This window comes from Flavobacterium sp. IB48, from assembly GCF_016405855.1.
Taxonomy (GTDB): domain Bacteria; phylum Bacteroidota; class Bacteroidia; order Flavobacteriales; family Flavobacteriaceae; genus Flavobacterium; species Flavobacterium ginsengisoli.
Map to the genome: position 1 here is coordinate 119282 of NZ_JAEFCA010000001.1, position 14853 is coordinate 134134.

The following is a 14853-nucleotide window of genomic DNA, read 5'->3' on the forward strand; positions in this document are numbered from 1 at the left end:
ATTAACCTTCCTTAATAGGCGCAGCAAATTAAGGACATTCAAAAATTTTATAATGAATCATATTCTTTCGGACAGAATCAACAACTTAGCGACTTCGCAAACATTAGCAATGGCTGCTTTAGCACGTGAATTAAAAGCACAAGGAAAAGACATTATCAGTTTAAGTTTAGGTGAGCCTGATTTCAATACACCAGACTTCATTAAAGAAGCAGTAAAAAAAGCAGTAGACGAAAATTACAGCACATATTCTCCAGTAGAAGGTTATCTTGAACTAAGAGAAGCAATTTGCAGAAAATTCAAAAGAGATAATGATTTAGAGTACAAACCAACTCAAATCGTAGTTTCTACAGGAGCAAAACAATCTTTATACAATATTGCACAAGTAATGTTAAACGATGGTGACGAGGTTATTTTACCAGCACCTTACTGGGTTTCTTATTTCGAAATTGTAAAACTTTCTGGTGGAGTTCCAGTTGAAGTTCCGACTTCTGTAGAAACAGATTTCAAAATGACACCAGAACAATTAGAAGCTGCAATCACACCAAAAACAAAAATGATGTGGTTCTCTTCTCCATGCAATCCATCTGGATCTGTTTACAGCAGAGAAGAATTAACAGCTTTGGCAAAAGTTCTAGAAAAACACCCAAATATTTATGTCGTTTCAGATGAAATTTATGAGCACATCAATTTCTCAGGAACTTTCTGCAGCATCGGATCTATTCCAGGAATGTTAGAAAAAACAATCACTGTAAACGGAGTTGCAAAAGCATTCGCAATGACAGGATACAGAATTGGTTATATTGGAGCACCAGAATTCATCGCAAAAGCGTGTACAAAAATTCAAGGACAAGTAACTTCTGGTGCAAATTCTGTGGCTCAACGCGCTACAATCACTGCAGTAGATGCTGATCCAAGCGTATTAAACCATATGGTTGAGGCTTTCCACGGTCGTAGAGATTTAGTGGTTGGATTATTAAAAGAAATTCCAGGAGTAAAAATCAACGTTCCAGAAGGTGCATTCTACGTATTCCCAGACGTTTCTTCTTTCTTCGGAAAAACATTAAAAGGACACGAAATTAAAGATGCAAACGACGTTTCGATGTATCTTTTAGCAGAAGCTAACGTTGCAACTGTAACTGGTGACGCTTTCGGAAATCCAAACTGTATTCGTTTCTCTTACGCAACAAGCAACGATATCTTAAAAGAAGCATTACGCAGAATCAAAGAAGCTTTGACTGCATAACAATATTCTAAGTTTTTATAAAAACGGCTTAAGGTTCAAAAGTTTCATCACTTTTATACTTTAAGCTGTTTTTTTTATGGGCGTGTCCTACGGCCGGGCTATCCGCTATATCTTTTATGGCGAACACCGCCAAAAAAGGATATCGCTCCTATCCCTCACGCAAACCATAATACGAGAAAAAATCTGCTTTATCTGCAAAATCTGCAGGACAAATAAATGCGTAAATTTCAAAATTCCCATTCTACAATATTATAAAACCTCGATTGTAATCCTGTAAAAGAAAGCATGTTATAATTACAAACTTTGTAACATATTAATTTCAAAAATTATATGTCATGATACATACAGATGAAACCACACAGGAAACCGTTAAAACTTTGGAAGGATTAATTTCAATTCTTGAAGATGGAAAACTAGGATATACAGATGCAGCAGAACATGTAGAAAATCCAGCCATGAAAACCGATTTCTTGGAATATGCGCGCGAAAGAGCCTTGTTTATTGTAGAATTGCAAAACCAAATCAATAAACTAGGAAAATCAACAGATACTTCTGGCGGAGGACCGCTTGGAGTCTTGCATCGTACTTGGATAGATATAAAATCAGCATTTACTGGCGGTGATACAGAATCCATCATAAATGCTTGTATTACTGGTGAAGAAGCTGCTATTAAAAAATACAAAATGGCACTCGAAGAAAATCATTTGGAACACGATCAAATTTACATTGTTTCTAAGCAATTAAATAGTATTCAAAATACTTTATCACAAATTAAAATGAGAGCAAGCTAAACGATTCATGCTTTTTTTGAAAACTGCTCAGTCTTCGGATTGAGCAGTTTTTTTATTTGTTAAACTGAAAATAAATCTTACATTCGTTTCAACCAATTCACAACCAAAAAACTAAAAAACCATATGCCATTAAGTTCACGCTTTTATATCATTTTACTATTTGCAATTTTATTTTCTCCATTAATACAAGCACAAGCACCTGGCAATTTCATCAAAGCTTCAATAGGCTATGGATCTAGCAGTTCTTATTACATTGAAGATTATGGAAGTCAAGACGAAGTAGATGTTATGGGAGGCGGTCTTTATCTTCAAGGAGAATATATTATAGGAATAAAATCATGGTTTAGCGTAAGACCCTACGCTGGTGCAATTTTTGAATCTGTTGATAAAAATCAAAATATACAGAATCAACCTCAATATAAAGTAACAACTAATGCTTTTTTAATGGGTGGAAAAGTTCGTTTTTGCGCTCCAATTCCATGGGTTGCGCCATTTATTGAAGGCGGAATCGGAACTTCAATAGGCAAATTCGAAACCTTTACACCAAATGTTAATTTCAACAAAAGCTCAGTTTTATTACATATTCCTTTCAGTATTGGATTGGCAGTCGGCAGACACAATAATTTTGAAATAGGGATTTCAGGGTATTTTCATCCAGCTGCAAAACAATCGACCGGAGTGTTTGCTATAGGGTATACTTTTCCGTTAGATTAGTTTTATATAAATTAAAAAGACTAGCTTACATTAAAGTAAACCAAACATAAAATATTTAACAAGTGAAAAAAGTAATTCTAGATCTAGCTGTGACCTTAGATGGTTTTATTGAGGGGCCAAATGGAGAGATTGACTGGTGCATTATGGACGAGGAAATGGACTTTGATGGATTTTTATCAGATATAGATACTATCTTTTATGGTCGGGTAAGTTATGATTCCTGGGGTAATTATCAACCGGACGAAAATGCAAGTAATACCGAACAAATGCTTTGGAAAGGAGTACATTCAAAAAAGAAATATGTTTTTTCAAGTCAAAGCAAACAAGATAACAAGGCAACATTTATAAATTCTGATATTTCGACAAAAGTAAATGAGATCAAAACTCAATCTGGGGGTGACATTTGGCTCTATGGCGGAGCAAGCCTTATTAAAACTTTTATTCAATTAAATCTTATTGACACCTATAGAATATCAATTCATCCAATCGCTTTAGGAAACGGCAAACCATTATTTGAAGACTTAAAAGAACGACTCGAATTAACATTACTTAAAACTAATATTTTCAAATCTGGAGTAGTACAGCTTATTTACGAACCAACCAAATAAACAAAAATTTCGTTTATCATCATTCCATATTAAGTTAACAATTTCAAAAAAATCGCTTCATCGCTAGCAAACTCGAATAATTTATTAGACCTTTGCACACTTTTTTTCGTGAATACCACAAAAGTCTAAAGTTTTAGAAATGAAGAAGAAAATCGAAATATTAGCTCCTGCTAGAGATTTAATTGGCGGAATGGCAGCTATTAACAGCGGTGCCGATGCTGTATATATTGGTGCACCTCAATTTGGCGCACGTTCTAATGCCAACAACTCTATTGAAGATGTTGCCGCTTTAGTAAAATATGCACATTTATTTAATGCCCAGGTTTTTGTAGTAATGAATACCATTTTATACGACAACGAATTAGAAACTTGTCGCGCTATGATTTGGGAATTATACGATATTGGTGTCGATGCATTGATCATTCAGGACATGGCGATTATGGAAATGGACTTGCCTCCTATCGTACTTCACGCCAGTACACAAGCTAATAATCGTGACGCAGATAAAATTAAATTCTTAAAAGATGCTGGAATTAAGCGCGTGGTTTTAGCACGTGAATTAAATCTGCATCAAATTAAAACAATATACGACCACGCTGATGTTGAATTAGAGTTTTTCGTAACTGGAGCATTATGTGTTTCTTTCAGCGGAAACTGCTATATGAGTGTGGCTAACGGAGAAAGAAGTGCGAACCGTGGTTCTTGTGCACAAAACTGCCGTTTACCTTATAACTTAATCGACGGAAACGGAGATACTTTAATCAGAAACAGCCACTTGCTTTCTATTAAAGATTTAGACGTTTCAGATCAAATCCCGAATTTGATTGAGGCTGGAATCGTTTCTTTCAAAATCGAAGGAAGATTAAAAGACGTTGCTTATGTTAAAAACAACGTATCTTATTTGCGTCAAAAATTAGACAGTTATCTTGAAGGAAGTGATAAATACATCAAAGCTTCTTCTGGAAAATGTACGTATACTTTTGATTCTACATTAAGCAGAACTTTCAATCGTGGTTATACCGATTATTTCGTAAACGAAAGACACAGCTCAATTGGTTCTTGGGAAAGTCCAAAATCAAAAGGACAATATATTGGTAAATTGATCCGAACAATTGGAGATGCTTACGAAATCGAAAACGGTGAATTACTAAACAACGGTGACGGACTTTGCTTCATCAACGAAAATAACGAAGCCGACGGAATCTACGTAAACAAAGCCGAGAACGGAAAAGTATATCCAAACGTTTTAAAAGAAATTAAAGACGGAACTTTCATCTATAGAAATAACGACGCTGCTTTCATCAAAATCGTAGAAAGAGAAGACAGTGCAATCCGTAAAATTGGAACTACTTTATTGCTTACCGAAAACGAAAACGGTTTTGAATTAATTGCAACCGACGAAGATGGAAACGTAAGTACAGTAAAATTAGAGCATCCGAAAGAACAAACAAAAACTGGCGAATCAATCGAAGAGAACATAAAAGTTCAATTGGCAAAAACAGGTTTCACACCTTACAATGCTGACGAAATTAACATTATGTTTTCACAAAACTGGTTCCTACCTATTTCAAAAATCAACGAAATGAGAAGAAATGTTTTCGAACAATTATCAGAAATTCGTTTGGCAAATTACGTTCGTGAAGAACACCAATTGGTAAAAACGTCACATCCATATCCTGAAACTAAATTGGATTTCATGTACAACGTTTCGAACAAAACAGCACGTAAATTCTACGAACGCCACGGTGTTACCGAAATCGAAAAAGCATTCGAATTACAATGGGATCCAGGAAAATCTCGTGTAATGACAACAAAATATTGCATCAAATACGAATTAAAAAAATGCCCTATACACCAAAAAGACATTGTTGGTGTTAAGGTAAAAGAACCATTGGTTTTAAAACAGGGAGAATTAGAATACAAACTAAAATTCAACTGCAAACCTTGTGAAATGGAAATCTGGGAAAAAGATGCCGAATTTGAGATTGAAGAAGATCATTTTCATTAAAAAAATTTAACCGCAAAGAGCGCAAAGGTTTACGCAAGGTTCGCAAAGATTTGAAAATAATCTTTGCGAACCTTTTTTTTATCCTGCTATTTTCTCAACATTGTCATTTCGACGAAGGAGAAATCTTCGCAAGTAACTCCGTTCCAATAAGCCAATCTTTGTAGAGCTACTTGTGGAGATTTCTCCTTCGTCGAAATGACAAACTGCATGGTTACTTTGTCTTAAAATTAAAATCTCAAACAGAAATAAATCTGCTCGATCAGCAAAATCTGCGCGAGATTTTTTTGCTTTTCATTTAACTTAAAAACAAAAACTTAGCGCTCTTTGCGTAATTCTTTGCGAACTTTGCGGTTAAAAAAAGCTTTTTCCCTACTTTTACTACTCAAACAATACACTACTCCAAAATGAAAATACTACTCCTAGGTTCAGGCGAATTAGGCAAAGAATTTGTCATTGCCGCACAACGAATCGGACAAACCATAATTGCAGTTGACAGTTACGAAAACGCACCAGCCATGCAAGTCGCACACGGCTTTGAAGTCATCAATATGCTCGACGGCGATGCACTTGACCGAATCGTAGCCAAACACCAGCCAGATTTTATCGTTCCTGAAATAGAAGCCATTCGCACCGAACGTTTTTACGATTACGAAAAACAAGGAATCACCGTTGTTCCTTCAGCGAAAGCGGCAAACTTTACCATGAATCGTAAAGCCATTCGTGATTTAGCAGCAAAAGAACTCGGACTAAGAACAGCAAAATACCAATACGCAACTTCAGCAGAAGAACTGCAAAAAGCCGTTCAGGAAGTTGGAATTCCATGCGTGGTAAAACCATTAATGTCTTCGTCAGGAAAAGGACAATCTACAATCAAAACAGAAAGTGATATCGAAAAAGCATGGCAATATGCCGTTGCAGGTTCGCGTGGCGATGTTATCGAAGTTATTGTAGAAGCTTTTGTCGATTTCCATTCAGAAATTACGCTTTTAACGATTACTCAAAATAACAATCCGACATTATTCTGCGCTCCAATTGGCCACAGACAAGAAAGAGGCGATTATCAGGAAAGCTGGCAACCCGCTTTAGTTTCAGAAAAAGATTTGTATGAAGCTCAGGATATGGCTGAAAAAATTACGGAAGCACTTGGTGGCGCCGGACTTTTTGGTGTAGAGTTTTTCTTAACAAATGAAGGTGTTTATTTCTCTGAACTTTCCCCTCGTCCGCACGATACCGGAATGGTAACTTTAGCTGGAACACAGAACTTCAACGAATTTGAATTACATTTAAGAGCCATTTTGAGCCTCCCTATTTTCGAAATTACTTTAGAAAAAGCTGGAGCAAGTGCTGTAATTCTAGCATCTGAAGATTCAACTAATCCGACTTTTACCGGAATCGAAAAAGTAGCCGCTTTACCGAAAACTGATTTCAGAATTTTCGGAAAACCAACTTCTAGACCTTACCGAAGAATGGGAGTTGTTTTAAGTCATGATTCACTTTCAACTCCAATTAACGAAGTAATAGAACGCGCCAAAGAAACGGCGAAATTAATCACTGTAAATTCTTAATCATGAAAAATATAATATTAGCAGCATTCCTTTTTATTGGAATTGCAGTACAAGCTCAAACTAAAAAGAAATTTGACAAACCAACAATTGTGGAAGCATCTTGCGGGGAATGCCAATTTGGAATGAAAGGTAAAAGCTGTGATTTAGCAGTTCGTATTGATGGAAAATCTTATTTTGTTGATGGAACTACAATTCACGATCATGGAGACGCTCACGCTGAAAAAGGGTTTTGTAATGCAATAAGCAAAGCTTTAGTTACAGGAGAAATTAAAGGAGACAGATTCAAAGCAACTTCATTTACTTTAATCGACGATAAAAAATAATGGCATTAATTCTTGAAAACATTGCCAAACACGTTTCTCTGACACCAGAAGAACAGGCGCTTTTTTTATCTAAACTAGAAACCAACACTTACAAAGCCAAAACGCTTTTATTAAATGCTGGCGAAGTCTGCAAACATTCCTATTTCGTAAATTCAGGTATTTTAAGAAGTTTCAATATCAACGACAATATTGTTGAACACGTTCTTTCATTTGCTTGTGAAGGATGGTGGATGAGCGATATGTACAGTTATTTTTCGCAAAAACCAGGACAGCTTTTTATTGAAGTTCTGGAAGAAGCTGAAGTGGTTTCTTTGTCTAAAGAAAATCAGGAACAATTGTATCTTGAAATTCCAAAATTGGAGCGATTTTTTAGAATTTTAATTGAGAATTCATTGGTTGCGAATCAACAGCGATTAATGGACAACTTGAGTTTACCTGCGGAAGAACGTTTCGAAAAATTCACAAAAAAATACGGAACGTTGGTACACAAAGTTCCTCAAAAACAAATCGCTTCTTTCATTGGCGTAACACCAGAATTCTTCAGCAAAATGAAAGCTCGGCTTTTGAAGAAATAATTTTTTGCCACAGATTAAAAAGATTAAAAAGATTTTTTTTCGCCACGAATTACACAAATTTTCACGAATTTTATTTCAATCTAATTCGTGAAAATTTGTGTAATTCGTGGCGACATTTTTTTAATCCTTTCAATCTGTGAAATCTGTGGCTAAAAAAAACACGGCTCAAAAATGAACCGTGTATAGTGAATTAAAATTGCTCAACCTCTGTAGAATGTTTCATCGCCGTTATTGCTGATTTTCCTAACATTACTGTGTTCTGAACGGCATCAAAATAAGAAGTTCCAACAAAAGCCTGGTGTTTTACGGCTCTGAATCCGTTTTTCTGTAAAGCAAATTCGCGTTCCTGCAATTCAGAATAACCTGCCATTCCTCGTTCCTTATAAGCTCTTGACAATTCGAACATACTTGTATTTAAAGCATGGAATCCTGCTAAAGTAATGAATTGAAAACTATATCCCATTGCTGCTAAATCTTCTCTAAATGTTTCCATTTCAGCAACTGATAATTTTGCTGCCCAATTGAAAGACGGAGAACAATTATACGCCAGCATTTTATCTGGGAATTCTTTTTTCATGGCTTTTGCAAACTTTCTTGCATAATCTAAATCGGGATTACTGGTTTCCATCCAGATTAAATCTGCGTATGGTGCGTAGCTTAAACCTCTTGCAATTCCCTGATCGATTCCGTTTTTTACATAGAAGAAACCTTCAGCCGTTTTTTCACCTGTTAAAAACTTTCTATCTCTTGGATCTGCATCGCTTGTTAATAGATTAGCTGCATCGGCATCTGTTCGAGCTACAATTAAAGTTGAAACTCCCATGACATCTGAAGCCAAACGTGCCGCAATTAATTTATTAATCGCCTCTTGCGTTGGAACTAAAACCTTTCCGCCCAAGTGTCCGCATTTTTTTGCAGAACTCAGCTGATCTTCAAAATGAACTCCAGAAGCTCCAGCTTCAATCATAGATTTCATTAATTCGAAAGCATTTAGGTTTCCACCAAAACCAGCTTCAGCATCAGCTACAATTGGAACTAAATAATCTTTTCTATCTTCAATATTATTTACAGTCTGAATCTGATCAGCACGCAATAAAGCGTTGTTGATCTTTTTTACCACCATCGGAACACTGTTTACTGGATAAAGCGATTGGTCAGGATACATTTCTCCAGCCAGATTTGCATCAGCAGCAACTTGCCATCCGCTTAAATAAATTGCTTCTAAACCAGCATCCACTTCCTGAATCGCTTGATTTCCAGTCAACGCTCCCAAACCCGCAACATAATCCTGACTTTTTAACTTTCTCCATAATTTCTCTGCACCCATTTTAGCAATAGAATGCTCAATTTTATAAGACCCCTGAAGTGTTACTACTTCGCTTGCAGTATAAGGACGCTCTACTCCTTTCCATCTCGGGTTCGTAATCCAATCGTTAATCAATTCCTGAATTCTGTCTTCTGTTGTTTTCATAATATAGTTTAGTTAAAGTGGTTCGTTTTTTAGTGTTCAGTCAAAGTTTTAAGTGTTCAGTTTAACCAGACTGATTTTTTCTCTCATTTTATCTGCCTGATCTGCTAAATCTGCGAGAAAAATTTATTCGTTCGCAGATCTGGCAGATTGAGCAGATTTTAAAAGCTTATAGATATTTATAACATGGAAGAGTAAGGAAATCCACAAAATGCAGGTTTACAACTAGTCTTTCTAACATTTTTTCGGCTAATGGAAATTGTTGTTTTTCATAATTTTCTTCTCCTAGTTCTTCCTTGATTTTTCTGAATTCATCTAAAGCCAATTCATGATAATAAGCCAAATCTAATTTTCGTCCATTATCCAAAATCACTTTATTCTGAAGCCATTGCCATAATTGCGATCTCGAAATTTCGGCCGTTGCAGCATCTTCCATTAAATTAAGCAAAGCGGCGGCGCCTTGCCCGTTTAACCATGAAGCCAGATATAAAACTCCAACGTTGATGTTTTTTCGAACGCCATTTTCAGTAATGATTCCAATTGGTGGTTCAATCAAATCGGCTTCCGTAATTTTTCGATGTTCTCTTTTTACATGAATCTGATTTGGAGTTGGCATTCCTTTATCAAAAATTTCTTTTGTTATTGAAACTAAATCCGGATGCGCTACCCAAGTTCCGTCATGTCCATTTTTAACTTCACGCTCTTTATCGGTTCTTACTTTTGCGAAAGCAACTGCATTGGCTTCTTCATTGTTTCGAATCGGAATCTGTGCTGCCATTCCGCCAATCGCATGAATGCCTCTTTTATGACATCTTTGAATTACCAGATTTGAATAAGCATTCATAAAAGGCGAAGTCATAGTTACCTGATCACGATCTGGAACAATGAATTTTGGATTTTTTCTAAACTTTTTAATGTATGAGAAAATATAATCCCAGCGTCCGCAATTCAAACCAACGATATGCTCTTTCAATTCGTAAATAATTTCATCTAGCTGAAAACTTGCCGTTATGGTTTCAATTAAAACTGTCACTTTTATTGTTCCTTTGTTCAGTTTCAAATAATCCTCCGTAAAATCGATTACGTTATTCCACCAGCGCGCTTCCAGATAATGCTCTAATTTCGGAATATAGAAATACGGTCCAGAATTGTTTTCTAAAAGTCGCTTATGATTATGAAAAACATACAAACCAAAATCTATCAAAGAACCCGAAACTTCATTTCCTTCAACTAGAACATGTTTTTCCGGCAAATGCAAACCTCTCGGACGTACAATTAGCGTTGCGATTTTTTCATTTAAATGATAGGATTTCTGTTTTACCAAATCCGTATAAGTGATTGTTTTGTTTACCGCATCGATTAGATTTACTTGACCGTCCATAAGGTTTTGCCAAGTTGGCGAAGTGCTGTCTTCAAAATCGGCCATGAAGGTTTTTGCTCCCGAATTCAACGCATTGATAATCATTTTGCGATCAACTGGCCCCGTGATTTCTACTCTACGATCCAATAAATCTTTCGGAATTTCACCAGCTTTCCAATTGCCTTCTCTGACACCTTTGGTTTCCGGAATAAAAACCGGCATAATTCCCTGATCAAAAGCGACTTGTTTTTGTTCTCTCTGTAAAAGCAATAGTTTTCGCTGTGATTCGAATCTTCTATGCAATTCGGTTATAAAAACAATCGCTTCTTCTGTCCAGATTTTTGGATAACGAAGCTTCTTTTCGGCTAAAAATTCCATTGCCGTTTCGGTAATTTCTAATTGGTTTTTCATAGCTGTGGTTTTTAATTTCATTAGCAGCAATTGAATCGATTCTATGTTTTTCAAAAACACAAATACATAACAAACTGATAATTAATATTTTCTACACCACAATATTAGAAAAAAGTTTTTTACAAAACAAGCGAACGTTCGCTAAAAATGAAAAATAATTTTTTGGCGATTATTTTTAGAATACCTATATTTGATTCATGGATATCGAAAAAGACTATATAAAGCTGATCTTCGGATTAAAATTGAAGCAAGTCAGAACGCAAAAAAATCTGTCACTTTTTGGCTTGGCCAAATTGACAAATCTTTCAAAATCGTACTTAAACGAGATTGAAAAGGGAAAAAAATATCCAAAAACAGATAAAATTTTATTGCTCTGCGAACATTTGGACGTGACTTACGACCAAATGGTGTCTTTAAAACTCGACAACAACCTCGCTCCGATTGGCGAAATCTTGAAATCCGGAATTTTAAAAGAGATTCCGCTCGAGCTTTTCGGAATTCAGGAAGCCGATCTAATTGATATTATTGCCAATGCTCCCGCAAAAGTCAATGCATTTATTAGCACGATTATCGAAATTGCGCAACATTATAATTTAAGTCGTGAAAGCTTCTTTTTGGCTTCTTTGCGTTCGTATCAGGAAGCTCACAGCAATTATTTTGAAGATTTAGAAGAAAAAGTAATTTCGTTTTCGAAGTCGTTTCAGATTAATCTGGATTCTAAAATTACTGTAGAAGAATTAGAGGCAATTTTAAAAGAAGAATACGAATACAATATCAAAGAAATTGCGTTTGCAGATCAGGAAGCTTTAGACGATTTGCGTTCGATTTATGTTCCGAAAAGTAAGACTTTATTGCTTTCTACAGAACTTGACGCTCCGCAAAAAGCGTTTATTTTAGCTAAAGAAATTGCTTATAATTATTTAAAAATTTCCGATCGTTTACTGACTTTCAGCTGGATTAAATTTGATAATTTCGATCAGGTTCTAAATAATTTTTATGCTTCTTATTTTGCTGGTGCTTTATTATTGCCAAGAAAATTGGTTGTAAATAAAATCAATACTTTTTTAGAAAATGAAAATCCAAAACCAGAAGAATTTGTTCAATTAATCGAAAGCTTTAAAGTTTCACCAGAATCTTTTTATCAGCGACTGACCAATTTATTGCCAAAAGATTTTCAGCTGAAAAACTTATTTTTCTTAAGATTGTCACACAAAATCGGTTCAGATTTTTATCAGATCAATAAAGAATTACATATTACACATCAGCAAGAACCGCACGCCAACGAAACCAACGAACATTATTGCAGGAGATGGGTTTCGGTTAAAACGATTGACGAAGCCATCAAACAAAATAAATCTCATTTTTTTGATGCCCAGATTTCGAGCTATGCGAATAGTGGAAATGAATATTTGGTTTTTTCTTCGGCTACAAAAGATCCTTTTGCCGAGAATTTTATTCGAAGTATTTCTGTCGGAATCCTAATTAATCCGACAATGAAAAAGAAATTTAAATTCATTGATGGAAAACCTTTGGTAAAACGAATTGTAGGTGTAACTTGCGAAACTTGTGCTGTAAAAGATTGTTTGGAAAGAAGTGCCCCTCCGACTGTTTTAGAAAGAGAGAAACGCCACGAGAATACAGATGCAGTTGTGCAACAGTTTATAAATCAATATAGTTAGAATGTCATGAAATATTTTGCTTTATTTTTTACTTTGATTTCTATTAACTTCAGTCAAAAAACGGACAAACTCACTGGCCGTTACAATTATTTGATTGAAGATGACAATTCTTATATCCAAAAAGACAAAATTACTTTTAAGGATAGTATTTTTGTTTTTGATAACAAGTTTATGCCAAAAGGAAAGGTTTCTTATGGCAACATAATAGTATTGGATAATTTCATTAATACCGATTTAGTTATAAGTATTGCAAAAGATCAAATCGAAAAAGATACGATTCCTTTTTTCATGCATGACAAAAAAAGCTCTTCTGCAAATTATCTTGATGAAGTGGTTGGGAAAGGAAAATTGATTAGAATTAAATAATTTATTCCGGTCTTTTACCACACGCTTTTTGTCATTCTGAGGAACGAGGAATCTCCGCAAGTGGCTCGACAAAGATTGGCGACATACTGTGAGGAGATTCCTCGTTCCTCGGAATGACAAATTATGTGGTTACTTTGAGGTAAAAAACATTGTAATTTCTAATCTTTGTAGAGTTACTTGCGAAGATTTCTCCTTCGTCGAAATGACAAACCATTTGGTTACTTTGAGATAAAACCTTTGAACCTCTGTAACTTTGTGCCTTTGAACCTTCTTATAAAAATGAAACTTCTCGCATAGCCCCGATAGAAGTGAAAATCCTTTTGTGGTGGGGTTCACCACAAAAGATTGCAACGGATAGCGGGACTAAACGTCTTTTGAAAACGAAAATATCTGCTTCAGAAAAAAACTTAGAAACTTAGCATCTTAGAGCCTCAGAATCTTTTCTTAATCTACATTAAGTGCTTTTCCTTTTCATCGGCTGTATCTTTGTACTATCAAAATCAATAAAAGACAAAATCATGGAAAATATAGTATTGCACAAAGCAGACACAAGAGGAAATGCTAATCACGGATGGTTGAACGCTTATCATAGCTTTAGTTTTGCGAGCTGGTACAATCCAGACAGAATTCAGTTTGGAGCACTTCGTGTTTTGAATGATGACACGATTGCAGCCGGAATGGGATTTGGAACTCACCCTCACGATAACATGGAAATTATTACAATTCCGTTAGAAGGTGATTTGGCTCACAAAGACAGCATGGGAAATACTGAAGTAATTAAAAACGAAGACATTCAGGTTATGAGTGCCGGAACTGGAATTCAGCATAGTGAATTTAACCCGAACACAGATCAGCAGACTAAATTATTACAGATTTGGTTATTTCCAAACAAAAGAAATGTGACGCCACGTTACCAGCAAATTACTTTAAATGTTGCTGACAGACATAATAAATTGGCACAAGTTTTATCTCCAAATGCGGACGATGAAGGAGTTTGGATTCACCAAGACGCTTGGTTCAACATGGGAAATTTTGATGCAGGAACTGCAACAGAATATAAAATCAAAAAAGAAGGAAACGGAGTTTATGCTTTCATTTTAAAAGGAAATGTTACCATCAACGGTCAAGAATTAAATACTCGTGATGCGGTAGGAATTTCAGGAACTGACACTTTGAATATTAAAGCCAATACAGATGCTGAATTTTTATTGATGGATATTCCAATGAATTATTAATTCAAACAAAAACAATTAATACCTGTACCTTGAAACGATAATAAATCTGTAAATCAGACTATTATCGTTTCTTTTTTGCTCAATTTTTAAAAAGAAAGACTAACTTTATAAATAAGAAAATTGGTCTGACTTTAAAATTAAATTCATCCTTAAAATTTTAAACCATGAATCCAAATAACCTCATTAAAGAATATACAAACGGAGAAGTTACGATTGTATGGCAATCTGGAAAATGTATTCATTCGACAAATTGTGTCAAAAACAATCCAGATGTCTTTCGTCCAAAAGAAAAACCTTGGATTACTCCAGAAAAATCTACAACTGAGAAAATAATTTCAACAGTTAATAAGTGTCCATCGGGAGCATTGACATTTTATATGAATAATAAAACCTAAACTTTTTACATAGTTTTTTGCCACAGATTAAATTGATTTTTTCGCCACGAATTGCTCGAATTTTCACAAATTTTGATTCAATTTATTTCGTGGAAATTCGTGCAATTCGTGG

14 protein-coding genes are annotated in these 14853 nt (G+C 35.2%); 12 read left to right on the top strand and 2 right to left on the bottom strand.

Annotation, left to right across the window (positions count from 1 at the left end; genetic code table 11):
- Window positions 1-52: 52 nt before the first annotated feature.
- From JC605_RS00570 to JC605_RS00605, 8 genes are all read left to right on the top strand, one after another.
- On the top strand, window positions 53-1243 hold the full coding sequence (locus tag JC605_RS00570) for a pyridoxal phosphate-dependent aminotransferase (protein WP_111376719.1): 1191 nt from the start codon (window positions 53-55) through the stop codon (window positions 1241-1243).
- A 335-nt stretch (window positions 1244-1578) separates the two neighbouring features.
- Window positions 1579-2034, top strand: a complete 456-nt coding sequence (locus JC605_RS00575; protein WP_198854391.1) for a PA2169 family four-helix-bundle protein — start codon at window positions 1579-1581, stop codon at window positions 2032-2034.
- 123 nt (window positions 2035-2157) lie between these two features.
- On the top strand, window positions 2158-2748 hold the full coding sequence (locus JC605_RS00580) for a hypothetical protein (protein WP_198854392.1): 591 nt from the start codon (window positions 2158-2160) through the stop codon (window positions 2746-2748).
- Between the two features lie 62 nt (window positions 2749-2810).
- Entirely contained in the window at window positions 2811-3356 is a 546-nt protein-coding gene (locus JC605_RS00585) for a dihydrofolate reductase family protein (RefSeq protein WP_198854393.1), read from the top strand.
- A gap of 139 nt (window positions 3357-3495) precedes the next feature.
- Window positions 3496-5364: a U32 family peptidase gene (locus tag JC605_RS00590; RefSeq protein ID WP_198854394.1), complete on the top strand. Its 1869-nt coding sequence runs from the start codon at window positions 3496-3498 to the stop codon at window positions 5362-5364.
- A 404-nt stretch (window positions 5365-5768) separates the two neighbouring features.
- Entirely contained in the window at window positions 5769-6929 is a 1161-nt protein-coding gene (gene purT, locus JC605_RS00595) for a formate-dependent phosphoribosylglycinamide formyltransferase (protein WP_198854395.1), read from the top strand.
- Between the two features lie 2 nt (window positions 6930-6931).
- Complete coding sequence (locus tag JC605_RS00600; protein ID WP_198854396.1) at window positions 6932-7252, top strand: DUF6370 family protein; 321 nt, start codon at window positions 6932-6934, stop codon at window positions 7250-7252.
- Window positions 7252-7827, top strand: a complete 576-nt coding sequence (locus tag JC605_RS00605) for a Crp/Fnr family transcriptional regulator (protein ID WP_066032734.1) — start codon at window positions 7252-7254, stop codon at window positions 7825-7827. The genes JC605_RS00600 and JC605_RS00605 overlap by 1 nt, the downstream gene beginning before the upstream one ends.
- A 190-nt stretch (window positions 7828-8017) precedes the next feature.
- On the opposite strand, the gene aceA is transcribed toward JC605_RS00605, so the two are convergent.
- On the bottom strand, window positions 8018-9298 hold the full coding sequence (gene aceA / locus JC605_RS00610) for an isocitrate lyase (protein WP_198854397.1): 1281 nt from the start codon (window positions 9296-9298) through the stop codon (window positions 8018-8020).
- Between the two features lie 166 nt (window positions 9299-9464).
- Window positions 9465-11066, bottom strand: a complete 1602-nt coding sequence (gene aceB, locus JC605_RS00615) for a malate synthase A (RefSeq protein ID WP_198854398.1) — start codon at window positions 11064-11066, stop codon at window positions 9465-9467.
- Window positions 11067-11263: 197 nt separating this feature from the next.
- Here aceB and JC605_RS00620 point away from each other — a divergent pair, with 197 nt between their 5' ends.
- The 4 genes from JC605_RS00620 to JC605_RS00635 all read left to right on the top strand — a co-directional run bounded on the left by JC605_RS00620 (window position 11264) and on the right by JC605_RS00635 (window position 14741).
- Entirely contained in the window at window positions 11264-12745 is a 1482-nt protein-coding gene (locus JC605_RS00620; RefSeq protein WP_198854399.1) for a helix-turn-helix domain-containing protein, read from the top strand.
- A 6-nt stretch (window positions 12746-12751) separates the two neighbouring features.
- Complete coding sequence (locus tag JC605_RS00625; RefSeq protein ID WP_198854400.1) at window positions 12752-13111, top strand: hypothetical protein; 360 nt, start codon at window positions 12752-12754, stop codon at window positions 13109-13111.
- Between the two features lie 518 nt (window positions 13112-13629).
- On the top strand, window positions 13630-14346 hold the full coding sequence (locus JC605_RS00630) for a pirin family protein (RefSeq protein ID WP_198854401.1): 717 nt from the start codon (window positions 13630-13632) through the stop codon (window positions 14344-14346).
- 164 nt (window positions 14347-14510) lie between these two features.
- Window positions 14511-14741 (top strand): (4Fe-4S)-binding protein, encoded by a 231-nt coding sequence (locus tag JC605_RS00635; RefSeq protein WP_198854402.1) that lies wholly within the window; start codon window positions 14511-14513, stop codon window positions 14739-14741.
- Window positions 14742-14853 lie beyond the last annotated feature (112 nt).

Bases quoted from the DNA above. Each gene is read 5' to 3' on its own strand.
- JC605_RS00570 (WP_111376719.1), top strand. From the start codon at position 53: ATGAATCATATTCTTTCGGACAGAATCAACAACTTAGCGACTTCGCAA.
- JC605_RS00605 (WP_066032734.1), top strand. From the start codon at position 7,252: ATGGCATTAATTCTTGAAAACATTGCCAAACACGTTTCTCTGACACCA.
- JC605_RS00620 (WP_198854399.1), top strand. From the start codon at position 11,264: ATGGATATCGAAAAAGACTATATAAAGCTGATCTTCGGATTAAAATTG.
- JC605_RS00630 (WP_198854401.1), top strand. From the start codon at position 13,630: ATGGAAAATATAGTATTGCACAAAGCAGACACAAGAGGAAATGCTAAT.
- purT (WP_198854395.1), top strand. From the start codon at position 5,769: ATGAAAATACTACTCCTAGGTTCAGGCGAATTAGGCAAAGAATTTGTC.
- aceA (WP_198854397.1), bottom strand. From the start codon at position 9,298: ATGAAAACAACAGAAGACAGAATTCAGGAATTGATTAACGATTGGATT.
- JC605_RS00590 (WP_198854394.1), top strand. From the start codon at position 3,496: ATGAAGAAGAAAATCGAAATATTAGCTCCTGCTAGAGATTTAATTGGC.
- JC605_RS00635 (WP_198854402.1), top strand. From the start codon at position 14,511: ATGAATCCAAATAACCTCATTAAAGAATATACAAACGGAGAAGTTACG.
- aceB (WP_198854398.1), bottom strand. From the start codon at position 11,066: ATGAAAAACCAATTAGAAATTACCGAAACGGCAATGGAATTTTTAGCC.
- JC605_RS00600 (WP_198854396.1), top strand. From the start codon at position 6,932: ATGAAAAATATAATATTAGCAGCATTCCTTTTTATTGGAATTGCAGTA.
- JC605_RS00575 (WP_198854391.1), top strand. From the start codon at position 1,579: ATGATACATACAGATGAAACCACACAGGAAACCGTTAAAACTTTGGAA.
- JC605_RS00580 (WP_198854392.1), top strand. From the start codon at position 2,158: ATGCCATTAAGTTCACGCTTTTATATCATTTTACTATTTGCAATTTTA.
- JC605_RS00625 (WP_198854400.1), top strand. From the start codon at position 12,752: ATGAAATATTTTGCTTTATTTTTTACTTTGATTTCTATTAACTTCAGT.